Raw genomic sequence first — 24,850 nt, 5'->3', positions numbered from 1 at the left:
ATTAACCTCTCCCTCTTTTAACGTTTCTATTTCTTTGAATACTTCTTTATAACCTCTAATTTTTGCTTTAGAAGTTTATTATGGTCTTTCATAGCATCAATATACTTTTTCTTCGCCGACTCCATTTTCTTTGAGTCTTTTTCCTCTATACTTGATTCTAATTCCTTTTTTAACTTCTTTACCTCTTGAGAATGTTCATTAATCTTTTCATCTATAGCTTTTAGCTCTTTTTTGCCTTCTTCGCTAAAATTCTTTAAATACTCTTGATCACTGATTCTCTTATCTTTAATTATCTGAATTCCTTCTTCTTTAGTTAATTCACCTTTGTCAACTCTATCTTTTATATCTTTTATAAAAGTTCTCATTTCTTCCTTTGATTCTTTTTTCATTCCTAGCCTTTTTTCATAAAGCTGTTGCATTTCTTTCCTAATTGCTCTTTTTTCACTTAATACCTCTTCAAAATCAGCCTTATTTGCCTCTTTGAATTCTTTAAATTTATCTTGTCCTTCATCAGCTTGTATTGTTATTTCACTTCTAGTCAAAACATTAATTTCTGTCGCAAATACAGGTTTAGATATTGCCATACCTGCTATAATAACTGCTATAAATACTTTTTTCAAAAAAATCACTCCTTCTACTAAATATTTCACTTTTAGTATGAGTAATTTTTTGTTTAAAAATTCTAAGAGTTTAAATTAATTTTCTTAAAATCAAAATTCACCTGATCGTCAGATATATATCCTACACAAAAAGATATTGAGTTATCGTAAGATAATCCCAAAGATCCTGGATTTATTATAGTCTTTTTTCCATAATAAGTTAACAACATTTGAAGATGAGTATGTCCCATCAAAACATAATCAACCTCCTCAGAATAATCATCTATAAACTCTTCTATGGAACCTCCATTATAAATAATAGGAATATCTCTGTTTGAAGTTTCTCTTGAATGTACCATAAGAAACTTTCTCTCCTCAAGAGTTACTACTCGTTTTAGAGGTATATTTTTATACATAAGTATACATTCTTTAAGAAGAATATCATTAATATACTCTGATATATTGTCATCATGATTCCCTCTTATATTTATAAATCTTTTATCATTTATTATCTTTAAGAAAACCTCTTTATCGTTTTCCCCTCCAAAGATATCCCCTAAATTAAGAATGGTTTTAATATTTTCTTTGTCGGCATAATTAATTATATACTCTAAAGCCCTAAGATTTCCATGTATATCTGAAACTATGCAAAATTTCATTCTACTACCTCAAATCTAAATTTATATTATCTTAGCTACAAATATTATTATATAAGACGCTGGTATTAATAGAAATAATGCTAAAAATGTTCCTATTGCTTTACTTCCAACCATACCAATAACACAAGTTCTAAAATCTTCTTCTGTACACTTTCCTTCCATTACATCATCCGTCATCATAGATAGCTGGGGATCTGTTACTAAGGTCATTAATATTGTAGCTACCCCATTTATTAATGCTGATAAAGACATGCATGTTTTCCCAAGGTCTGGTTGTAGGCTTCCTGCATATATAGGTGCAAGTGCCCCTACCGTAGATGCAGCTACAATTATTATATTAAGTACTATTATTCTCTTTGGAAATTTTCTAAAATCTATAGATGTAATGCTTTCTTTTACTGGAATTGCTATAGAATTTTTAACATACTTTATTCCAGATTTAGAGAAACTATGAATAATTAATTTTTGAAAAGATCTTTGCTCTGAAAAAGATTCCACCCCTTTTCCTAATATTCTTTGAAAAGATGGAATAAGAAAAGCGCCTACTATAGAAGCTACTCCTGAAATTATTATAATTAAATTAAAGGAATTAACTATATTTATATTTTCAGCACCTGTTTCTACAAACTTCGATAATATAGGATTTTGTATAGTAACTGCCAATCTAGATACAAGCATAAGTACGTTAAATAAAGCAAAAGATATTGCTATCTTACCAGTTCTAACCCCAACAAGTCTCACAGAATAAGCTAAAGTACCGATTAAAGAAATTATAAAATTCATCACTAAAACAATTATTATTCTAGCATCCATAATATTCCCTCCTTGTTTATAGAAAACATTCAATATCAAAATTTTACCACAAGCACCTTCTATATCGTTACCAACAAAACCATTACAAATTATTTCAGAACCTTTACAACTTAGAAAACCTAGATGAACCAATGCATCTAGGTTTAATATTTATATGAGATTCTCTTTTAGTCTTTTTATCTCTTCATCTTTTTGTTCTATTATTTCTTTATACTTATTGTCCATATCACAAAGATTTTTATTAAGAAGATGTATTAATGATGCCATTTCATCTGCACTTCCTGATATTCTATTAAATAGTAGTAGATTGGACTCTAATACCTCTGGTATTTTATTATGAGAATACCTTAGCTGATGATCTATTTCTCCATAACCTTCTTCAAAAATTGTTCTAACCTGTATTTCTGCTATAACCTTCTGACTGGTTGGATAAAATTCTATTAAATAATGCACTGACCTATATCCTGATTTTCTTGACTTAATCTGTATATCAAGCTCTTCAAATCGTCTAGTATCGTCCCCATCTCTTACATTAGCTGTAATTTCAACCACTTTCCAAGTATTTAATATAAATTCATGAATACTCTCCCAATCCTGTTTAAAGATATGAATAGCTCGAATACCTATAAGGTCATTTATTTCATCTCTATAATTTTCTAGAGAAAATCTAAAACTCTCCCCATATATCTCTCTTCTCTCAGGTGTTTTCCTTATAATCTTTTCTATTAGCCTATATGGTCTTTTTACCCTGGACTTAACAGAATGAACTTTAGAATGGGTTCTAAGAATGGTTGATATAAACTCTGATTGTGTTTCATAGGTATCTACATATAAAACATAATCCTCATATATATCTTTTAAAATATTTGTATCAATATCATACTCTTTTATTTCCTCTTCAATAGTTGGATATGTATCTAGGAATTTTTCTACATTAAACTCATTTACCATACGGTTCTCCTCTAAGCTTTATATTTTTCTAGTTCATCTATAAGCTCAAGTTCAACTAAATCCAAATTAGTTTTACCTATATAACCAAAAGGGATCTGATTTAATCTTATATAGTTTATAGCTTTATAATAAGTTGCATGACTCATATGTCCAGTAAAAAAGAATACATAATCAACCATACCTAAAACTGTAACATCAAAGTTTTCATTAAACCCATTAAGACTTCTTATTTCTGGGTACTTTTCTCTAAATTTTCTTCTCCACTCTTTAGCTCCACCAATGATTATGATCTTTTTACCATTTATATGATCAACTAAATTTTTATCCTCTTCTTCTGGTATATAGTTATTATTTTTTTCAAATACATACTCTCTTAAAGCATTCAATTCCATTTTATACTTTTGTTCTTCATATAGATTATTTTCTAGCTCTTTTATTCTATTTTTAAGATAATTTATTTCTATATTATGTTCTTTGATTAATCTATTTCTTTCATTATGTAATATATTTTCTGTTTGATTTTTATATTCTTCAAGATCTTTAACCTCAAGATTTAAATTTATGTTTTTATCCCTAAGCTCATTTACTATACTTTTTAAATCCTTTAACTTGAAATTTACCGTCTCCTCATTGTTATTAAAATAAATTTCCTTAGATTCTTTATATTTATCAATTAAAAGCTGCATTATAACACTATTTATAAGAATATCTTCTAACTTAAATGCTGCTTTATCTGCTTTTATGTAAGCTAAAATTATTTTATCAATGTTAAACTCATCATTCTTAAATAAATAATCTATATCTAATTTATTTACTTTAAATATATTCTTTAAAATACTTAACTTTTCTTCATCATATTTATTAATAAAAGCTATAAAATCCTTATAGTCATTAATCTTACCATATTTTTTGTGAAATTCTTCTTTGATTTTATAAATTTTACTGCTTTTAGTTCTTATCTCTTCTTGGATATCTACTGAAATAAAGTCCTCAAACTCAAAGTTCATTATGTCATCTATAATAGCTGTTATAAACCCCTCATCTAAGCAATTTGGGGATTTATATATGGTTATGTAAAAATATACTGCTGAATCTAATTTAGCCTCAATTTCTCTGGTTATCTTATCCATCTTTGAATACTTGTTAACTAATTTTTTCTTGTCTACCTTTTTAACTGAATTAAAGACTTCTGGATAGTAAAGTCTTAAAATCTTTATAATGCTGTTTCTTAGGTTAAAATCATATTCAGCTATTAATAAAATACCAAGAACTTTTCTTGCATATATCTCTTCTTCTAAATCACCTTGATTCATCAAAATATAATTTATAGTTGAAGATTTTATTGAAGCACCATAATATTTATCATTATCTTTATTATATATTTCATCTATCTTAATTCTTGCATCACTATTAGAAGCTAGACCTATACTTACTTTAGCCAATATATAGTCCTTAACTATAGAGGTTCCTATGCCAATCTTTTCTCCTATTTTTCTAGAGAAATTTTCTATATTAATATAGTCATCATTTCTATAATTTTTTTCATACTCCACTATATTAATCCCCCTTTATAATTCCTCTATAATAACGTCATTTATAAACCCTATCCAATCAAAATTATATCAAAATCTACTATTCATTACAATTAGGAGGAAACCATGTTATCCAATCAATATTTTATCCTCAGGATATTTTATAGGGTTTGCTTTTGTGTTTCTAGCAACTGATAAAACCACCATTATTGGTCCAAGTCTTCCTAAATACATAGTAATCAATATAATACACTTGCCTATAAAGGATAATTCTGTAGTTAATCCTAAAGTTAATCCAGTAGTTCCAAATGCCGAAGTAGCTTCATAAAGCAGATATTGAAAAGAAACACCTTTTTCTGTCAAGGAAAGTATCATGGTTACAACAGTTACTAATATAAAACCTAATATAGAAACTATAAAAGCTTTATGAACAGAATCTTTAGCTACTCTTTTCTTTAAAATTTCAGTATCGTCTTTTCCTTTGATAAAGCTAACTATAGTAAATAATATAGTTGCTAATGTTGTAGTTTTTATTCCTCCAGCAGTTGATCCCGGCGATCCTCCAATAAACATCAAAATAGTTGTTAAAAATATCCCAGCCATAGTCATATCTCTAACAGAAATGGAACTATATCCAGCAGTTCTTAAGCTTACAGATGAGAAAAATGATGACAGTAGTTTGTCTTTAATATTCATACTTCCCATAGTACCTAAATTATTGTATTCAAATAAAAATATTAGAATAGTTCCTAAAACAATAATAGTCACAGTAGTAAGTAAAGCTACCTTACTATGTAAAGACATTCTTTTTAATCTCTTATTAACATATATCTCATGCCATACAGGGAATCCAAGTCCTCCAACAATTATAAGAGCACTTATAGTCAATATTATTGTAATATCATCATAATAAGGCATCAAACTTTTAAAATCACCCAATAAATCTACTCCTGAGTTACAAAAAGCTGCTATAGCATGAAATATACTATAATAAACACCTTTTTTAAAACCAAATTCAGGTATAAATCTTGTAGCTAAAAGTGTTGCTCCTATACCTTCTATTACAAATGTAAAAATTATTATATACCGTGCAAGTTTAATTAATCCTTGAAGTCCAAAAGAGCTCATAGCCTCCTGCATAACCAAGCGCTCTCTTAATGTTATTTTTTTCCCTAACATTACGGCAATTAAGGTAGCAAAAGACATAAAACCTAAGCCGCCTATCTGAATAAGTACTATTATAACCGTCTTACCAAAATAGCTCCAATATACTCCTGTATCAAGTGTAGTTAATCCAGTTACACATACAGCAGAGGCTGACATAAATAATGCATCTATAAACGGAGTCTTTTCTCCTAAAGCTGATGCTATTGGAAGGGTAAGTAGCATTGCTCCACTTAATATTATTAATCCAAATCCAATTGCTAATATCCTAACAGGAGTAAACTTTATTTTTACCAGATTATTTTTCATCCTATCTCCTATGTAATAAAAAACTACTTAAAAAGTAGTTTTTTTAATATATGTTATTTTTTCACTTTGCTAATATTTAAACTTTAATATATTATAGCATAATTATCATAATATTTCCCAAGAATGCTCTATCTCAAAAACTCTGTACCAGTGTTCTATATTTATTTTATTTAGTTTTAACTTAATATTTAGGAATTATAAAAAAATAATTTAAACTTACTAAATAAAACTCTTATTACGATAAATGTCCGAACATTCGAATATTCGAATGTTCGGACATTTAATCACTAAAACTTTTCTGCCAAAGAATTAAGAGAATCTTTATGCAATCTATAAACTGTCCACTCATCCATCGGAATAGCTCCTAAGCTTTTATAAAACTTAATAGAAGGTTCATTCCAATCAAGACAAGACCATTCAAGTCTACCACAATCTCTTTCTACTGCTAACTTTGCCAAAAAGCTTAAAAATACTTTTCCAAAGCCCTTTCCCCTCATATGTGGTTGTATATATAAATCTTCTAAGTATATTCCTGGTTTTCCAATAAACGTAGAGAAGTTATAGAAAAACAATATGAATCCAACTGCTTTACCCTGATATTCTCCAATAACAACCTCAGCAACTTTACGCTCAAAAATAGATTTCTTTAATATCTCCTCTGTAGCCAAAACCTCATTTAATAAATTTTCATACTCTGCTAGTTCTTTAATAAAACCTAATATTATTTCTGTATCCTTTTCTTCTGCAAATCTTAATTTAAAATCATCAAATTTTGTATCAATTATAGTACTCATATGTTTTCCTCCCCAACTAAATTAAAATTATTATACCATAACTTAAAACTCATTACCTTATCCCTATTTTTCTGTATTTTTATATTGACACCTCTATAAAGTCTATGTTATTCTATAAATTTGTTATTTTTATCGATATGTGGTATACTATATATAAATTATACAATTGGAGCGTGATTATTTGTTTAAGATTGGTGATAATATTGTTTATCCAATGCAAGGTGCTGGTACTGTAACTGCTATAGAAGAAAAGGACTTATTCGGAGAAAAACAGAACTATTATATAATAAACTTACTTAATAATATGCAAATTATGATACCATCCGAGAAAATATCTGCTATAGGGATACGCTTTGTAACTGATTCTAATACCTTAGAAACTGTACTTTCAAATCTTCGTAGTGTTGATTTATATACAAACGAATCTCTTACATACAAAGAAAGATACACTATTAATATGACCAAAATTAAATCTGGTGATCTTATTCAAAGTTCAGAAGTTATCCATGATTTAATGATTTTAGAAAAAGGGAAAGCACTTAATAGCAGTGAAAAACAAATGTTAAACAGTGCAAAAAAACTTTTACTTAGCGAAATATCTTTAGCTAAAGGTCTAACTGAAGAAGAAGCTAATACTCTTTTATGTAGTTCAGTGTATAATTAAATGCAACAAAAAAGCTGTTAGTAACCTAACAGCTTTTTTGTTGCATTTTTACATTATAGATACATTCTCAGCTTGTGGTCCTCTGTTTCCTTCCACCACGTCAAAACTTACTCTTTGACCTTCTTGAAGAGTTTTGTAGCCATCTCCTTTAATTGCAGAAAAATGTACAAATACATCTTTTCCACCCTCAATTTCAATAAATCCAAAACCTTTTTCTGAATTAAACCATTTTATTGTTCCTTCTTTCATAGATAAAAAAACCTCCAAAAATTAAGCTTTATAATTAAGCTTTATAAAATATTTGTGTAGCGTAATACTTTCCATTATTATAGTAGACTCCTATACCTATTTCATCATAATTATTAGAAAGTATATTAGCTCTATGTCCTGGTGAGTTCATCCATTGATTAACTGTATATGCACCAGTAGGAGTCATTCCTGTTGACGTATATATATTCTCTCCCATTGCAGAATATCTTAAACCATTATCAGTTAACATTTTTCCTGGATCTCCATAGGTTGGAGATGTATGTGAAAAATAATTTTTGTCATGCATATCCTTGGATTTCATAGCTGCAAGTTTAGATACCGCACTATTTAACTTTAATGGTTGAAGCCCTTGTTTTTGTCTCTCTGCATTAGTGCTGTTTAATATGTCTGTTACAAGATCTCCTGATGCTTGATTTACATCCTTATTAGTGTCCCCAGCAGCTGGAGTTTGCGTGTTGTTATTTGTTGATGGTTGTGTTGTACCGGTTCCTGGTGTTGCTGTACCAGTTCCAGGAGTAGTTGTTCCAGTTCCTGGTGCTGCTGTTCCGTCACCTGTCACTCCAGGAGCAGGTAGATTAGAATCTGGTGTTCCAGGTACTTCAGTTGCATTTTCATTAGTTGGATTTTCTATAGTTTCTGGTGTTGTCTCTTCTGTAACATCATTAGGATTATTAGCTTTATTACATCCATATAAAGGCAAACCTAAAAGCATAGCACTCATAATTAAAGAAATAAATTTTTTCATTACTTCACCTCCTACAATTATTGTGAGCTTTTTAAGGTTATTCATAATACTTTTTTACAGGTAATTAAGAGATAATATATTAAGTATGTATTTTTTTAACAAAAAAGCTACAAAACTAATCATCAACTAGTTTTGTAACTTTTATTAAAATTTAAAAACTTTATCTAATTCTTTTTTAAGTTCATCTGTTATTTCAAGTAGTGGAAGTCTCACTTCTGACGACTCTATTAGACCTAACTTATATAAGCAATATTTTAAAGGTGTTGGGTTTGGTTCCTTAAATAAAAGTGGAACAAAACTATATAATTCTTTCCAAGTTTCTAAAGCAGCTAAATGATCATTGTTTTTAATATCATTATATACTTTAACAAATTCTTCTGTTCTCATATGTGAAGAAGCTAATATTCCTCCATCTCCACCCAATGCAAGAGTTGAGAAAAAAGAAGCATCTTCTCCTGTTAATATAGATAAATCTTTCGGAGGATCTAATAATAAATCTGTACTCTGTTTCATATCCCCACAAGAGTCTTTAATAGCTACTATATTTTTAAGTTCTGCTAACTTGTGAATAGTTTCATTTTCGATATTTCTTCCTGTTCTATATGGTATATTATATAAGATTATATCTAAATAAGTTGCTTCAGATATAGTTCTAAAATGCTCATATATCCCTCTTTGATCTGGTCTTGAATAATATGGAGATACTGATAATATCCCATCTACTTTATATTTTTCAACAACCTTAAGTTTTTCAACTAACTTCTTAGTATTATTGCCGCCTAATCCTATATAAACAGGAACTTTTCCATCTACATATTCCATAGTTTTTTCAACTATCTCTTCATATTCTCTATCTGATATTACTGGACTTTCACCAGTAGTTCCAAGTGGTATGAATCCATGAATTCCTTTTGTCAAATAGTTGTCCACCATTTTTTTATAAGAATTAAAATCCACCTCATCGTTTTTAAATGGCGTGATTAATGGAACAAATACTCCTCTTAATGACATAATATATTACCCTCCTAAAGCATTAAATTAAATTTAAAATAAATAAAGCCCTGGAAAAAATCCAAGGCTTCTTACTCATACAAAATAAGAATAAAATCCATTGGATAGCTCTCCACAAAAAATTGTGACAATCTTACATATATTTTATGCAAGACCAGCGATATAACCCTTAAAGCGTAGGTTACATACTTCGGCGATGGTTCCTTTCTCATTACTTCTCAGTGCTTACCTCCATAATGATACTATTAAACATCGCGCCTCTATCTCAAAACTATTACTTTTCGTTAATTATACATTCATATCTGCTTTTAATCAAGTATTAATTTAATATATCTTTCAAACTTAAGTCAAGAGATTTTGTAACCTCATCTAATTTTTTAGTTTGTTCTTTTACATTACTGGCTGTCTCATAACCTTTTCCAACTATTATTGCTGTATCTAATGCATTTAAATATCTATCATTTATAAGATTTATTTCACTACTATGTTCTAATTTTCCGACCTCACTTTTAATTTCTACTAATCTATCTGTATTTTCTTTCACGTTTTTACCTTCTTTGATATCATTTACAAGATTTATTGATTCTTTAGATATTGAAGTTATATTTTTAAAATATCCATAGTCAACCTTATATCTATTGATTTCATAACTTATAGATTTTTTAGTAATTAGTATATTGTATGCGCTAACCCCTAGAGTAAATATAAGTATAACTAATATAATAAATTTTATAATTCCTTTAATAAATTTTACAGCTATGTATACTAATATAATTGCAACTACTACTAATATTATATTTTCTAAATTTATTCCTGACATTTCACTCTTCCTTTCATTAATTCCTATTATAACACAAAAAAACTGAGAATAGTTCCCAGTTTTTATTTTAGTGTTTATTTCTTTTGTTTTGAATTTCTGGAACTGGTTCTACAGTGTTCTTTTTAGGTGTTTCAAACCTCTTACTATTCCATGAAGATTGTTGATCCTTTTTAGCCATAATCTCACCTCCATCAAGTATCTAAAATGTAGTTTCTACACTAATATGTATTTTATTCAATTTGTTTTTTACTTCAACTTTATAACTTTATTAAAACTAGATTAAATATCCTAATGAAGCTTGACATAAAGATATTTATTTAATTATACTGTTGATATAATTTGGATTTATTACCAGTTTTGTTTTATATAAAAAAATGGAAATATTTACTATATAAATTAAGGAGAAAAAATGAGAGATAAGAATAAAATATCTAATAAAAAAGATAAATTTGAAAAACCTAAAAACAGTACAAGCCATCTTATTCAAACTAAAGAAAATAAATTTTACAATTCTTTAGAAATCCTTAGCATAAAAACCATATTAAGAAGTATCTCAACAATTGCTGTAATTTTTATACTTATTATAGGATTTATAGGATACACTAATATTCAAAAAATTAATAAATATCAAAATGAAATATATAATAACAACCTAATTCCTATTACCTCCATACAAAATATTGAAAGTTCCATTTTAAAAGCTAAGATAGCGTCAAAAGAAATCTTAAATAATTATACTATTGTTAAAGAATCAGAACTCTCTACTCTTCAATCAAATATAACTAAAAATATGGATACTTTCTCAAAAAATATTAAAATGGATGAAACAGAAAATAAATTATATGTAGGCTTAACTCAATCAATAGATAGTTATTTTTTATCAATCAATAATTCAATTAGTAAATTAAAAAACTCTAAAGAATTAAATCAAGATGAAATTACTCAAATTACATCAGCCGAAGATAACATACTTGAAAATATTAAAAACCTTAAAAACTATGAAATGAATTCAGCTGACGAACTTAATAAAAACGGAGAAAGTACATATAAAAGAACTTCAAACGCTTATCTAATTTTACTTGTAATAATTGTAATCGTTGGATATTTAACTACAGTAGTTTTTAGAAAACTAGTACAACATATGTCTAGAAATATATATGAAAAAGTAAAGATTTTATCTAGTGGAGATTTCACAGTTCAATTTGATACACACTCTAATAATGAATTTGGGTTAGTTAGTAGAGAGCTTCACAAATCAATAGAAGCTATATCTCAAATGTTAAATAAAATAAAAGCTATCTCAAGTGAGGTTTTTGACCAAAGCAGTTCTCTATCAGCTATCTCTGAAGAGATGAACTCTTCAGCAGAACAGGTTTCTTCAGCAATAGAAGGGGTTGCAGACGGTGCTACTAATCAATCTCAGGAGCTTATGAATACCTCAGAACTTTTAAATAATTTTTCAAACAATATGAATTCTATTTTAACTTCTATTCATAACGTAGATGAAAAAGCTTCTGTAATAAACAAAGAGATTTCACTCAGTAATGAAGATCTAAGTATTTTACTTAATTCAATACATAAAATTACTTTTGAATTTAATGAGGTTTCCAAAAAAATTCTTGCTTTAGGTAATGATATTAGCCAAATAAACAACATTACAGACATTATCCAAGATATAGCAGATCAAACTAATCTTTTATCACTAAATGCTATGATAGAATCTGCAAGAGCAGGTGAGGCAGGAAGAGGGTTTGCAGTAGTAGCTGATGAAATTCGAAAACTTGCTGAACAAACCAAAACTTCTTCTAAAAACATTAATGACTTAGTTGGTTCAGTTTCTAATGAAGCAGATTTAGTAATAAATACAACAAACAATGTTAATTCAACTTTAAAAGAACAATTAACTATAGTAAAAAAATCAACTAATTCTTTTAAGTCTATAATTGATTCTTTTTCAAATATGCTACCTGAAATTAAAAGCATAGCTAATCAAGCTTCTATTATAGATACAGAAAGAAACTCAATAATTACAAATGTAGACTCAGCTTCATCAATATCTGAAGAAAACTCTGCCTCAGCTGAAGAAATATCAGCTTCAATTAGTGAAATGAATAAGTCTTCTTATGAAGTTGCTTTATCGTCACAAAAACTAACTGAAATAACCCAAGAAATGATTAATAGAGTTAATACTTTTAAATTATCTTAAAACAACAGCAGATAGGTCTTGTAACCCTATCTGCTGTTATTTTTAAAATTTATTATTGTTTCTATCTTGTTTTTTCTTTAATAATGAGGAGGTATCAAGAACATCCTTTTTATCTTTCTCTTTACTTTTTTCCTTTTTAGGAATTGCTTTCTTTTTTGGTTCTGGGGGCAATTCCTTAGAAACCTCTTCTTTTATCTTAACTTCCTTCTTTACCAAAGATGTGTTTTTTGTTGATTTTTTATTTATAAACTTTTTTAAGAAATTAATATTTATATTAAAATCTAGTCTTCTATAAGCTATTTCAAATAATAATAACAACATCGCTAATATTGATAATGGCAGTGATAAATTTACTCCTCCCATTACCTTTTTAACTTCTCCTGTAAATACTTCTTTAGGAAGTTTTATGAAGGTTCCCGATGTTTCATCAACATATCTCTCTAATACACTACTATCTTCAACAAGTTTATATTCTATTGGATATTGAAGTGCTATAACTCCATTTTTAGTTGCATTTATTTTTCCATCAAGCTCTTCTCTAACACTTATTGAATAGAATCCAGTTTCATCTAAATTAACAGTCTTTTCATATACTCCTGGAGCCTTAATTTCAAGTTCAAACTCTCCTTGAGTGCCATCTTCTTTTGTATATATTCCTGTTACCTTGCTACTATCAGGAAGCTCTTTAGTTTTATACTCAATTTTAGCTTCATTTCCACTTACAGCTATATTTAAGTTTCCACCTTCAGAGGAATAATCTTCAAGGCTCCAGTTAAGAATATTATTCCAGAGCTTTTTGTATCCTTCCCAACTAGTATAATTTCCATCCCATTTGCCTGAAACGTCTGGAGTCCATGCTACAGTTCTTCCAAGTCCATATTGCCATAGGGCTAAAATCGGATCATCCTCATCAGAATTAAGAATTACCGTTGCTTGCTCCTTCTGAGATGTTCCTATATATCCAAGAAGATTTGGAGCTGTATTATCATTAAATACTCCATCTACAACCTCATGAGAGCTTACAAGTTTTGGAGTAAATTCTCTATTATTAACATATACCCTTGCTGCCATAAATATTTCCTTGGCAAATATTCTAGGTATATCTGTGTAAATATCAGTATGGTAGCTTCTTCCTTTACCTACCTCGGCTAATCTTTGAAGCAGATTTTTATCTGCATCTTCCCCAACAGATACAGTTGACAAAGTTATCTTATTTTCTTCAAGACCACTTAATATATCTGTATACTCTCTAAATCCGTCTTGCCCATCTGTTAATAATATAATATGTTTTATTTTCGCATCAGCTGTTTTTTCATATTCATAAGCTTCCTTTAATGCCGGATATATACTTGTTCCACCTTGTATTTGAATTCCACTTATCTTTTCTTTAACTTCTTCTTTATTAGATCCACTACCACCTTTAACTACCCACTCATATTTATCATCGAAGGCTATAACGTTTATTTCATCCCCTTCTCTAATAGTGTCAACAGCCTTTTGAGCTGCTTCTTTTGCAAGAGTAAGCTTAGAAACTTGACCATTTCCTCCACTCATACTACCAGAGTGATCTATGACAAGAGTTATACTCATCTTAGGGATTTCCTTTTTCCCTCTCATATCCATGTATACTGGAAGAACATTCTCTAGTGGAGTGTCCATGTAACCTCCTAATGCATAGGAGTTCTCTCCACCTGTGGTTATAAAAGCTCCCCCATACTCCTTAACATATGTTTCTAGGGAATTTTTAAATCCTTTAGGAATGTCGTCCACATGTGAGTTAACAGATATTATACCTTTATACTCTAACATCTCTTTTAAGTCACTTGGAGCTTCACTGGCTAACCCTCTATCATAACTATAACCTAAAGACGATAACATATTAACTAAATTATCAGCTTCTCCTTTAGTTCCTTCAGCTATAAATACTTTTTCTTTTGATACAACGTTAGTAAAGCCTATATATTCATTGTTTTTAAGTTCTGTATCTTCCTCTGGTTGTATTACTACTCTATAATTTTTAAAACCACCTGTAGTTTGCACATCTTTAAATACAAAGCTATTGTTACCTTTTTGAAGATTTACTTCTGTTTCTCCTTTAAGATTTCTTCCAGCATATAAAAACACCTTAGATTTAGTTTGAATATTCGAGTATATGTTAACTCCTATAGAAAATTCATCACCCATAGTTATTTTCTCAGGAAGTTTTAAAGCGTCTACATAAACCTCATTTTTTACAGCTTTTTCAACCTTAAATACTTTCATATCTATGTTTTGTTCTATTATTGATGGAACAGTCTTCTCTATCTCTCCTAGATTCTCTTCTCCATCAGTTATAAGAACAATTCTTTTTCCTTTATCTGCTGGGAAAAGGGAAAGTGAGGTATTTATTGCGTTTTGAATATTAGTTGCAACAGCCTTTGGTTTTGACTCTATTGAATTTATCCCTTTACTGTTCGAAATAAATTTTTCAACCTTAGCATCTTCACCAAAAACAACTACTCCAGAATAATCTCTTGTTCCCATTTCTTTAAGTGCATCTTTTATAAAAGTTTCTCCACTATCTTTAAATTCTTCATTAGAATAAGATAAATCTAAAAGAAAAACTGTGGCGGTGTCCTTTGTAATCTTGCTTATTCTAATATTAACTAAAGATAATATTAAAAATAGTACAACTAAACATCTTGTTATAACAATTAAAAGTTTTCTCTCCTTTGTTTCTCCTATGTTTTTACTAAAATATATAACGAAAATTAGACACAAAGGTATTAATAAAAGATATAACGGTGCTAAAAACTCTATACTCATAATTAATTACCTCAGCTCCTTTTCCCGTAGATATACCATTCTACCATTAGAATTATAATGGATAGAATAATAAGTATAGGTGTCAGATTTCTTCCACCTTTAATTTTAAATTCTTCTTTACCTTCAGCTGTTACGCCCTCTTCCTTCATATCAGACTCTAGTTGAGAAGGGAAGTTTACAGCTAAAATTTCTTCTTTTTCTTCTTCCAAAACCTTTTGTTTAACTGTATATATCCCAGTATTTAATGTGCCATCATAATTTTTCATAGGAAATCTTAGTGCCATTACTTTTTCCTCGTTGTCAGGAGTATATATTCTTATATTTTCTCCGTTAATATTAGGAGTAAGCTCCACTTCTTCCCCTGCTATATAATCTCCTTTTTCTAATATTCCACTAAGACTTAAGTAATTAATCATATTGTGAACCATAATAGGAAACTGAGGTTTTAATACTATATCACTGTCATTTAACTTAAATGGAAGTACTATTAATTTTCTTCCATCCTTTTCACCATAAAAGGCTGCTTCTTTTTCCCCTATGCTTAAAAAACTTTTTAAATAACTTGCTTTTTGTATATCTTTAAAACTTCTTACGCCAAATTTAATATTTTTTATATTCTCTGTTATAGTGTTACTTTCTGTTACCTTACCTTCTCCACCTTCAATATCTTCTCCTACTGTAAACAAATCATTTGTAGGGGTATTTATAAATATTAAATTTCCTTTTGCAGGTAGTGAATTAGGAACAATTCCATCAAATATATAAATATCATATTCATCTTTTTCATTGTAATTATCTAAAGAATTAACTTTAAATACTTCTATTCCTTGGACAGTAGCTAATGCTTTTTCCATGAAAATATTCTTTTCTGAAAGCAATAATATCTTTTGACTTCTCTCAGTTCTAACCAATGAATAATATATATTGTCTTCCATAAGGTCATCTTTTTCTGAAAGCTCTCCTTTAAATATGGATATATTTTTATCTGCCACTTTAAAGGAAATATTGACACTTTCTCCTGAAGATAAGTTTAAAGACTTTACTTCAAGAATTTTATTATCTCCATATAGTGAGAAGTCACCCTCATAACTCTCTGCTCCCCTATTACTAATCCTAGCAACAACAGAAATATTATCTTTTTCTAACTTATAGCTTACTAAATCAATGGATGCATTTTTCCCTTTCTTGGCTAAATTATATATACTGCCTTTAACATCCTCTAAAGAAAATTCTCTATCAGTTACGAAGATAGCCTCACTACTTTCTCCTGAATTACTTAGACTTCTTACTAAAGATAATGAATCTTCTATATTACCCGAGCTATCTGTAACTTTAAGATCATCTATCTTCTTTATAATTTCATTTTTATCTCTTCCATTTGAAAGTTCAACTTTACTTTCTTTCCCTGAAGTTATAATAGTGATATTTGCGCCTTCTTTAGTTGAATTAATAAGCTTTTTTATCTCTTCTCTTCCTCGTTCAAACTTTGTTAGCTCTCCTATTTTCCCTTTCATACTGCCAGTAGTATCAAATACTAAAATTAAATTTCTAAATTCTCTGCCTCCAAAAAGAGTTAGTGGTTCTAAAAAAGAAAATATTAAAAAGATTAATATTAAAATTTGCAGAAACATAAGAATATTTTTCCTTAGTTTTTCCCAAGGGGTTTTTGCTTTTACATCTCTAAATACTTCCCTCCAAAGAACTAAGGAGGGAACATCTTCATTTTTTCTCTTCTGTTTTAGCATGTATAATAATATAACGCCTGCTATACTTAGAGAAAATAACAATGGCCATAGTCTTACAAAGCTCATATTCTCCTCCTTATTTTCTATTAATTATTCCTCTAGAGGTAAATTCTTTGAATATTATTTTTTCTAAATTATCTTTAGTATTAACCAAAATATAAGCAGCTCCATATTTTCTACTCAAGGTTTTTATATCCGTAATAAACTCATCAAGTTTATCTTTATATATTTCTATAGCTCTTCCATAGAGACTTATATCCATTTTATTATCTTCTTCTATATCATTTAGCTTTAAATCACCTCTTAAGGTTGGTTCAAGCTCCTCTTGACTCAATACCTGAACTAATATTATTTCCTGACCCTTATGTTTTAAAAAAATCAAAGTTTCTTTTAATTCCTCTAAATTATAAAAATCAGATAAAATTACACTAATGCCTTTCCCCTTAATAGGCATAGTTTTAATATTTCTACCTAAATTAGTAGTCCCATTAAATTCTATAGCTTCTAAGTATTTAAGTATTCTGTTTATACCTGCTCTTCCTGAAATAGTTATACCTTCTTTATTTTCTTCACTATTAAAAGGGAATAATTTAACTCTATCATTTCCATTTAATACAATATGACTTATAGCTCCTGCTAGTCTTAAAGAAAAAATCCCCTTATTAAGAGCACCAAAATGCATAGATTTACTTGTATCTATAAAAATATTAAATAAGGCTTCTCTCTCCTCCATAAATATCTTAAGATATAACTTATTAAACCTTCCATAAGCATTCCAATCCACTCTTCTAAAGTCATCACCTGGGCTATATTCTCTAAAATCAGAAAACTCTACACTAACTCCTTTTTCTTTTGACCTTCTTCCACCTGCATAGGCAGAATTAATAGGAGTTTTCATGATAATCTTTAAATTTTTAAGCTGATTAAAAAAATCTTTGTCAAAAATTTTCTCCTGCATAACTATATGACCTTAATTTCTTCTATAATTTTATCTATTATATAATCTGGAGTTATACCTTCTGAAACCCCTTCAAAGTTAAGGAGTATCCTATGTCTTAAAATTGGATAAGCTACGTTTTTAATATCATCAAAACTTACATTATATCTTCCTTCCATCAAAGCCCTAACTCTAGATGCATTAAATATTCCTTGAGCTCCTCTTGGACTTGAACCTATAGCTACATACTTTTTAGTTATTTCTGGAGAATCCTCTAACTCTGGATGAGTGGCAAGTACAAGCTTTAGGGCATACTCCTTAACCCCTTCTGCCATAGGTAAATCCTTAACTAAACTTCTTATATTTAATATATCTTCACCGGATATTATCTCAGTTAACTCCACTTTTTTGTTTGTTACTGTTATATCCATTATCTGCATAAGCTCATCAAGGTTTGGAAACTTCACTTGTAGTTTAAATAAAAATCTATCTAACTGCGCTTCAGGTAGAGGATAAGTACCCTCCATTTCTATAGGATTTTGAGTTGCTAAAACCATAAATGGCTCTGAAAGCTTATAGGTATTATTACCAACAGTTACTGTCCTCTCCTGCATAGCTTCTAATAGCGCAGACTGAGTTTTAGGAGTTGCTCTATTTATTTCATCTGCCAATAAAAGATTTGTAAAAACAGGTCCCTTTTCAAATTTGAATTTATTTACTCCTTCTTCATTAACTATGATATTTGTTCCAACAACATCTGCTGGCATCAAATCAGGAGTAAACTGTATTCTTGAGAAAGAAAGATTTAAAACTTTAGATAAGGTCTTAACTAACTGGGTTTTTCCAAGTCCAGGTACTCCTTCTAAAAGGATATTTCCACCTGCAAATATCCCCATTAAAACTCCATCTATTATATCTTTTTGGCCAACTATTCCTTTACCTATTTCTCTTTTACACTCATTTATTTTTTCTAAAACATCTTTTATATTATCTACGTCCATATTTACCCTCCACTACTGTAATTCTTCAAAATACTCTTTTATTATGTCTTTTAAATAGTCAGGTATAGAATTTCCTTCTAAGCCTTCTATTGCTTCCTTAGAATAATCCCCTATTATACTATCTAAGTTTACAGATCCACCTCTTTCATTAATTCCATTATTAGAATATCCTGTTTGAGAGTTTCCTGTTTGCCCCTTTTCTCCAGTGAGATTTTCATCTCCTCCCTCATTTCTGCCTGGTATATATACCTGCTCTCCAGATTTATCTGATGAATCTCCCTGGTTCCCATTTTTACTTCCATAATTCCATCCTTGACCTGATCCTGAGCCCTGACCAGCTCCAGAACCACTCCCTGACCCTTGACCTGATCCTGAGCCGTTTCCTTGGCCATTTCCCTGTCCGTTCCCGCTACCTTCTCCTTCACCTTCTGAAGAACCATTAGATTCAGATAAACTTCCATCCTGAGCATCCTTAATAGCTTTTGCAGTAGCCTTTTTGTTTTTATCACTTAGCTGTCCTTGTCTAGCTTCATTCGATAAATTTTCTAGTAATTCTTTCAAATCTTCATCAGATACTTCTGAACTAGCTTCACCTAAGGTATTAGAAATTTCTCCTCTTTCTAAATCCCCCATGTTCTTTAGTGCGTCGCTTAATTTGTTTAGTTCATTATCTATATCCTCTTGGTTTTTGCTTTCTAACGCCTTTGCAAGTTCTTTTGTATCTTTATTTTTATTTAAAGCTTCTTTTAATGCTTCTAAGTCTTTTTCATTATTCTTTTTTCGCTCTTCTTCTGCTTTAGGATTTAGAGAGTTTCTTATGGAGTCTAGACTTTTTTTAACCTCTTCATTTTTACTTTCCTTTTTTTCTTGAGATAATTTTTTGTCTATTCTTTCCATAGTTTTTTTAAGCTCTTCCTTATTTTGAGCTTTAGCTATTTCCATCTTATTTTTTTCTAAAATCTCTTTAAGTTTTGTCTTTTCTTCTTCTGTTAGTTTTTTATTTTCTTCTACCTTCTTTTTTTCTTCTTCTATTTTTTTAGTTAATTCATTTTGTTCTTTTTTTAAATTCCATAATTCCTTACCTTGGCTCTTTGCACTTGTAGGTAAAAATACCCCCAAAGAAAATAAAGTTAACACAATTAATAGGTAAGTTATCATTTTTTTATTCACTTTTATAGGAAATGCTTTTTTGAAGTCTAACTTTTTTAACTCTTCTAATGTATCTTCTCTTTGAAGCTTTCCATATCCATCTTCTTGACCCATAAGTTCTAAAGAAGTAGTAACTCTTTCATTTAGCCCCTTTGAATCTAATATTAAAGCCTGCTTTTTTATATTAGGAAATGTAAAAAGGGCTATAACTAGCCCTCCTACTAAACCTGATGTCAGAAAAAATATACCTAAGAAGATACCTTCATAAAAAGGCGTAAAAAGGGATAATAAAGTTAGAACTGCTCCTAAAAGAGCTCCTACAAAAATTCCAAGTAAAGTCTTATCTATAAGTATTTGTACTTTAATTCTTTTGCCTGCTTTTTTTATATACCCTAATATCTGCCTTTCTTTATCTTCCATTATTTTTTCTTTCTCCTTTTCTTTAATGGATTTAGCTTAACTGCCGCACCCCATAAAAGTAATATAGTTAGCACAATTTCAACAGCTATATTATATATCCAAGCGCTTCCTATAGCTTTAAATTGGTTTAATCCATTTATTATACTTGTTGTTCCTATTCCTAACTGATTATAAACTACCGATCCATATCCAAGTCCTGGATTTAGATATAACCAAAAAGGTATATTAGGTTCAAACATTTGTCCTGCCATACTAGCAGCTCTTGATTTAATAGAATAGTATAAAACAGTTATAATCAAGGTTCCTATAGCTAAAAATATCAATAATCCATAGGATGCTGCTGTAGAAGATTTTGTGCTTTTTAGGACTGATGAAAAAAATAATCCCACACTGCCACAAAATATAGCTGTCATTATATATAAAAGTATCATTTGAATTATATTTACTATACTAACTCCACCTAAAGATAGAGTTATTGCAAATACAGGTGTAGATGCAATTATTAGTAATACTACTTTACTTAAAGACGCCAACAGTTTACCTAATATTATAGATAAAGGTGACATTTTAGTAGATAATAATATATCTAATGTACCTCTTTCTCTTTCCCCACATATAGCTGAAGCTGTAAGTGTAGGACTAATCATACCTATCAATATGAATTCTATTAAAGTAACTGTAAAATAAAGCCCTACAAGACCACTTAAATTTCCTCCATATCTTACACTTGATAAAATACCATCAAAAACTAGTATAAGTAACCCACTTAAAACACCTATTGAAATGGATAGAGTCAACGGAAATCTAATACTTCTCATAGACAGCATTAGTTCTTTTCTCCACACTGGATTAATTTTCATTTTTTTCTCCTCCTCCACTCATTTCAGTAATTTTCATAAATACTTCTTCTAAATTTCCACTACCTTGGGTAAATGAAACTACATCTATTTTCTTTTCAATTAACGTCCTTAATATACCATGAGATTCTTCTTCACTACCACTAAATCCAAATACCAATTCTTTTTCATTTAATATTGGTTTATCTAATCCTGGTATTTCTCCTAAAACTCTTAAAGCTTCTTCTACCTTAGTAAGTACCCTTACCTTTATTGGCCTTGCATGATTCATATTAACCATGATTTCATCTACAGTTCCTTGAACTATTACCCTGCCTCTTTCTACAATAGCTAAATTAGTACATAACTCAGCTAATTCAGGTAGTATATGAGATGATATTAATATTGTTTTTCCCATATCTTTAAGATTTTTTAGAATATTTTTCATTTCAAAACGAGCTCTTGGGTCCATTCCTGAGGCTGGTTCATCTAATATTAATAAATCTGGATTATGAACAAGACACCTTGCTAAGCAAAGCCTTTGCTTCATTCCTCTAGAAAGACCATTTACATTTGAATCACTTTTATCACTTAAGTTAACTAATTCAAGTAAATCATAACCAAGCTTTCTTCCTTTATCACCTAATATTCCATAAATAGAAGCATAAAACTCTAAATATTCTATTGCTGATAAATTATCATAAACTCCAAAGAAATCAGGCATATATCCAATCTTATCTTTTAATAACTTATTATTTTTTACTGCATCCACACCATCTAAAAAAACATCACCACTATCTGGGTATAAAAGTCCTGATATTATCTTCATGGTAGTTGTTTTTCCTGCTCCATTAGGTCCAACAAATCCAAATATTTCTCCTCTATTTATCTCCATACTAAGACCATTTAGAGCTTTGAATTTACCATATGATTTTTCTAAATCTTTAATTTCTAACATTATTTAGCCCTCCCCTTAACTGCTATTTGAGGTGTAGCTACTGGTCCATTATTAGCATTATTTACAGTTGCCTTAGTCATTATTTTACCATCTTTTGAATAAGAGTCTCCCTTTACTTCTACTTTTCCTAAATCTATATTAAGTTCCTCATAAGAATTAGTTTTATAATTATAAACTTCAAATTTACTTACTTTTTGAAGATTTCCTCCATAATTATTATTTGAACTAGTATCTTGCATAAAATATATGCTTTCAACATTTAAATTCTTTTCCACAGTGTAATCGAGATAAGCATCTCCATTTTCATAAATATATCCGTTATAACTATCAAATCCACGTACAGTGCTTTTTGAATTAAGTTCTGGAGCAATTAATCCAAATGGATACTCTATAACTCCATTATTCTCATAACTTAAATTTATTGGAATAGCTACTAATGTCTTCTCTTTTTTATCAACTTTAGCTACACCGATATTTAAGTTCTCAGCCATTACTCCATCAATATATCCAATTAGGTAGTTCTTTCCTATGGTTATATTATTACCTCCATAGATTTTTAGATACTTATTAGTAAAGTATTCTAAATCTGAATATTTTATATTATTTCTTAATCTTTCTTCCATATCTTCTGGTGTTTGAGCACCACTAAAATTATTAATAGCGGAATTAAAGTCATTAAGATTCTTATACTTATCTTTTACTTCAGATAAATTTATAGACTGCCCCTTTTCTAAATTCCCTAAATCATAAATTCCAGAAGCAGTTAATAAATAGCTGCTTTCAAGTTGAAAGTCTAAAGTATTTTTTAGGTTCCCTTCTATTTTCCCTTCTCTAAAATAAATATTACTATCTATTTTACCTATTTTCTTATTTTCTCCTGCTAGTGAAAAATAAGCTGGTGAAAATGGAGACATACCATTATTTTTATATATTCTTTTGCCATCAACATAAGATACTTTTTGAGCTATATTTTTCTTAAATGAATCCTGATCTCCCTGTCCATACCATTGATTCATAAGTAAATTATCAAGTTTAGAGTTTTCTGGTTCTTCAACAGATAAATCACCTTTATAAGGAAACATAATTCCAACTACAGAGTTCAGTTTACCTTCTCCAGCATCATCTACTTGTATAAAGTTTTTTATGTTCATTATAGGATTTCTAAGTCTCGTAGTTCCTCCTACCAACGATATAATCACCGTAAATACTAGTCCCATAACTGGAATAGCAATCCATAACCCACTGCTCTTTTTTAATTTCTTAAATATTATAAACATTATTGGTCCAACTATTAATGCATAAAGTATCAATAAACCAAAGAGCACTTTTAGATTTGGCAACTTAATATCAACTACGTTACCAACCATGGTTTGAACTCTATGATCCATCTCTCCATATTGATAATTTGCCTCTAACATAGCTGAACTTACTGAGTCTTCAAGAACTTTAGTAATACTACTTTTACCTATTTGAGTTTTAAATGGTTCTGAACCTAATGCATATGAAGAAATTACTATAGCTCCAGAGTTTTTAGTTTCTTTTTGAAAATATCCTTGATCATCAATAATTTTTTCCCCATTTTTCATAGTAAAAGGTAAAAGTTGATAACCATTTATAGTTTTTAGGGTATCTGTACTTACTCCTAGATAACCATCCTTGAACATGGATAAGGTTTTGTTACTATACACTCCAGTTCCTACAATAAGTAATTTTCCTTTTTCTACCCATTGCTTTATTGCGGTAATCTGTCCCTTAGATAATTTAGAAGTATCAAAGTTATCAATTACTATTACATCATAAATGTCTAATATCTTAGAATTTTCCTTCAAAAACTCCACTGGAACCGCCATAACTGTAGTCTCAAAATTAATCCCACTAACTTTAGAAGCATTATTTTGACTCTGACTTAGACTTAATGAGTTCATGTAGGACAAACTTTCGCTATCTTCAGATAAGGCTCCTACTATTAGCTTATTCTCTGAAATTCTTCTACTATTTCCTAATTGAAACTCTTGTTCATATATAACTTTATCATTTTGATTTATTTTCACCACTATCTTATTTAGGCTATCCCATACTGGAATACTTAAAACTAAGGTCTTTTTGTCACCAGAAGCAATACTAATTTCTTGAGAAATATCCATTCCTCTTCCATCTTGTATCGGGTAAATAACGTCTAGCTCTCCCTGTATGTCTTTCCCTAAACTTTCCACTTCTAAAGTTATAGGCATCTCTCTGTATGATTTATAAACGCCATCAACTCCAAATGTAGGTTTAACTGTTATTACTTCCTCTGCACCTTTTGCAGCCTTTACAGCTTTGTAAGGTATTAATATAGAAAAAATAAATAGAAACATAAATAATATCGACACTTTTTTTCTCATTCTCTCACCTCTTAACAATTCCTGTAATTTTATTCTACTAGAGATTTCATACTTTTACCGAAGAAATTTATTAAAACT

General features: G+C 29.4%; 21 protein-coding genes and 1 riboswitch. Of the genes, 2 read left to right on the top strand and 19 right to left on the bottom strand.

All coding sequences use genetic code 11. From position 1 onward, the window contains the following. Positions 1 to 26: 26 nt before the first annotated feature. The 7 genes from BUA92_RS15485 to BUA92_RS15455 all read right to left on the bottom strand — a co-directional run bounded on the left by BUA92_RS15485 (position 27) and on the right by BUA92_RS15455 (position 6,821). A complete protein-coding gene (locus BUA92_RS15485; RefSeq protein ID WP_073020988.1) occupies positions 27 to 620 on the bottom strand; it encodes a hypothetical protein in 594 nt (197 codons plus the stop codon). 62 nt (positions 621 to 682) lie between these two features. Beyond that, positions 683 to 1,258 (bottom strand): metallophosphoesterase family protein, encoded by a 576-nt coding sequence (locus tag BUA92_RS15480; RefSeq protein WP_073020985.1) that lies wholly within the window; start codon positions 1,256 to 1,258, stop codon positions 683 to 685. 21 nt (positions 1,259 to 1,279) lie between these two features. Then, positions 1,280 to 2,071 carry a lipid II flippase Amj family protein gene (locus BUA92_RS15475; protein ID WP_073020982.1) on the bottom strand — a complete coding sequence of 264 codons (792 nt, stop codon included), beginning with the start codon at positions 2,069 to 2,071 and terminating at the stop codon, positions 1,280 to 1,282. Positions 2,072 to 2,221: 150 nt separating this feature from the next. Then, positions 2,222 to 3,022 carry a RelA/SpoT domain-containing protein gene (locus tag BUA92_RS15470; RefSeq protein WP_073020979.1) on the bottom strand — a complete coding sequence of 267 codons (801 nt, stop codon included), beginning with the start codon at positions 3,020 to 3,022 and terminating at the stop codon, positions 2,222 to 2,224. Positions 3,023 to 3,033: 11 nt separating this feature from the next. After that, on the bottom strand, positions 3,034 to 4,575 hold the full coding sequence (locus BUA92_RS15465; protein ID WP_073020975.1) for a hypothetical protein: 1,542 nt from the start codon (positions 4,573 to 4,575) through the stop codon (positions 3,034 to 3,036). A 108-nt stretch (positions 4,576 to 4,683) separates the two neighbouring features. Further along, positions 4,684 to 6,027 (bottom strand): TrkH family potassium uptake protein, encoded by a 1,344-nt coding sequence (locus BUA92_RS15460; RefSeq protein WP_073020972.1) that lies wholly within the window; start codon positions 6,025 to 6,027, stop codon positions 4,684 to 4,686. A gap of 287 nt (positions 6,028 to 6,314) precedes the next feature. Further along, positions 6,315 to 6,821, bottom strand: coding sequence for a GNAT family N-acetyltransferase (locus BUA92_RS15455; RefSeq protein WP_073020970.1), 507 nt, complete (start codon positions 6,819 to 6,821; stop codon positions 6,315 to 6,317). A gap of 181 nt (positions 6,822 to 7,002) precedes the next feature. On the opposite strand from BUA92_RS15455, the gene BUA92_RS15450 reads away from it, so the two are divergent. After that, complete coding sequence (locus BUA92_RS15450; RefSeq protein ID WP_207650354.1) at positions 7,003 to 7,485, top strand: CarD family transcriptional regulator; 483 nt, start codon at positions 7,003 to 7,005, stop codon at positions 7,483 to 7,485. A 48-nt stretch (positions 7,486 to 7,533) separates the two neighbouring features. Here the strand turns inward: BUA92_RS15450 and BUA92_RS15445 are convergent, their stop codons facing one another. The 4 genes from BUA92_RS15445 to BUA92_RS15430 form a co-directional block, all read right to left on the bottom strand. Beyond that, positions 7,534 to 7,734 carry a cold-shock protein gene (locus tag BUA92_RS15445; RefSeq protein WP_021802977.1) on the bottom strand — a complete coding sequence of 67 codons (201 nt, stop codon included), beginning with the start codon at positions 7,732 to 7,734 and terminating at the stop codon, positions 7,534 to 7,536. Between the two features lie 34 nt (positions 7,735 to 7,768). Beyond that, positions 7,769 to 8,500 carry a CAP domain-containing protein gene (locus tag BUA92_RS15440; RefSeq protein WP_073020965.1) on the bottom strand — a complete coding sequence of 244 codons (732 nt, stop codon included), beginning with the start codon at positions 8,498 to 8,500 and terminating at the stop codon, positions 7,769 to 7,771. Between the two features lie 144 nt (positions 8,501 to 8,644). After that, complete coding sequence (dapA, locus tag BUA92_RS15435) at positions 8,645 to 9,511, bottom strand: 4-hydroxy-tetrahydrodipicolinate synthase (RefSeq protein ID WP_073020963.1); 867 nt, start codon at positions 9,509 to 9,511, stop codon at positions 8,645 to 8,647. Between the two features lie 97 nt (positions 9,512 to 9,608). Continuing rightward, a riboswitch (Lysine riboswitch) is annotated at positions 9,609 to 9,782 on the bottom strand. A 48-nt stretch (positions 9,783 to 9,830) separates the two neighbouring features. Continuing rightward, entirely contained in the window at positions 9,831 to 10,331 is a 501-nt protein-coding gene (locus BUA92_RS15430; RefSeq protein ID WP_073020961.1) for a hypothetical protein, read from the bottom strand. 409 nt (positions 10,332 to 10,740) lie between these two features. Between BUA92_RS15430 and BUA92_RS15425 the strand changes: the two genes are divergently transcribed. Continuing rightward, positions 10,741 to 12,537, top strand: coding sequence for a methyl-accepting chemotaxis protein (locus BUA92_RS15425; protein WP_073020958.1), 1,797 nt, complete (start codon positions 10,741 to 10,743; stop codon positions 12,535 to 12,537). Between the two features lie 42 nt (positions 12,538 to 12,579). Here BUA92_RS15425 and BUA92_RS15420 read toward each other — a convergent pair whose 3' ends face one another. Genes BUA92_RS15420 through BUA92_RS15385 form a run of 8 tightly spaced genes read right to left on the bottom strand, consistent with a single transcriptional unit; the run spans position 12,580 to position 24,772 of the window. After that, the gene (locus BUA92_RS15420) at positions 12,580 to 15,342 is read right to left on the bottom strand and encodes a VWA domain-containing protein (RefSeq protein ID WP_073020956.1); all 2,763 of its coding nucleotides are present in this window, start codon (positions 15,340 to 15,342) and stop codon (positions 12,580 to 12,582) included. Between the two features lie 11 nt (positions 15,343 to 15,353). Further along, positions 15,354 to 17,153, bottom strand: a complete 1,800-nt coding sequence (locus BUA92_RS15415) for a vWA domain-containing protein (protein ID WP_073020953.1) — start codon at positions 17,151 to 17,153, stop codon at positions 15,354 to 15,356. 10 nt (positions 17,154 to 17,163) lie between these two features. After that, positions 17,164 to 18,045 carry a DUF58 domain-containing protein gene (locus tag BUA92_RS15410; protein ID WP_073020950.1) on the bottom strand — a complete coding sequence of 294 codons (882 nt, stop codon included), beginning with the start codon at positions 18,043 to 18,045 and terminating at the stop codon, positions 17,164 to 17,166. 2 nt (positions 18,046 to 18,047) lie between these two features. Next, the gene (locus BUA92_RS15405) at positions 18,048 to 19,025 is read right to left on the bottom strand and encodes an AAA family ATPase (protein ID WP_073020947.1); all 978 of its coding nucleotides are present in this window, start codon (positions 19,023 to 19,025) and stop codon (positions 18,048 to 18,050) included. A gap of 12 nt (positions 19,026 to 19,037) precedes the next feature. Continuing rightward, positions 19,038 to 20,594 carry a hypothetical protein gene (locus tag BUA92_RS15400; RefSeq protein WP_073020945.1) on the bottom strand — a complete coding sequence of 519 codons (1,557 nt, stop codon included), beginning with the start codon at positions 20,592 to 20,594 and terminating at the stop codon, positions 19,038 to 19,040. Beyond that, positions 20,594 to 21,454: an ABC transporter permease gene (locus tag BUA92_RS15395; RefSeq protein WP_073020943.1), complete on the bottom strand. Its 861-nt coding sequence runs from the start codon at positions 21,452 to 21,454 to the stop codon at positions 20,594 to 20,596. Before BUA92_RS15395 ends, BUA92_RS15400 begins: the two co-directional genes overlap by 1 nt. Then, positions 21,444 to 22,388, bottom strand: a complete 945-nt coding sequence (locus BUA92_RS15390; RefSeq protein WP_021802990.1) for an ABC transporter ATP-binding protein — start codon at positions 22,386 to 22,388, stop codon at positions 21,444 to 21,446. Before BUA92_RS15390 ends, BUA92_RS15395 begins: the two co-directional genes overlap by 11 nt. Then, entirely contained in the window at positions 22,388 to 24,772 is a 2,385-nt protein-coding gene (locus BUA92_RS15385; RefSeq protein ID WP_073020940.1) for a hypothetical protein, read from the bottom strand. Before BUA92_RS15385 ends, BUA92_RS15390 begins: the two co-directional genes overlap by 1 nt. Positions 24,773 to 24,850: the final 78 nt, after the last annotated feature.

The sequence above is a fragment of the Clostridium intestinale DSM 6191 genome (genome assembly GCF_900130055.1).
GTDB lineage: Bacteria > Bacillota > Clostridia > Clostridiales > Clostridiaceae > Clostridium_T > Clostridium_T intestinale.
Note: the sequence above shows the minus strand (reverse complement) of the source record. Positions and strands in the feature narration are given on the sequence as shown.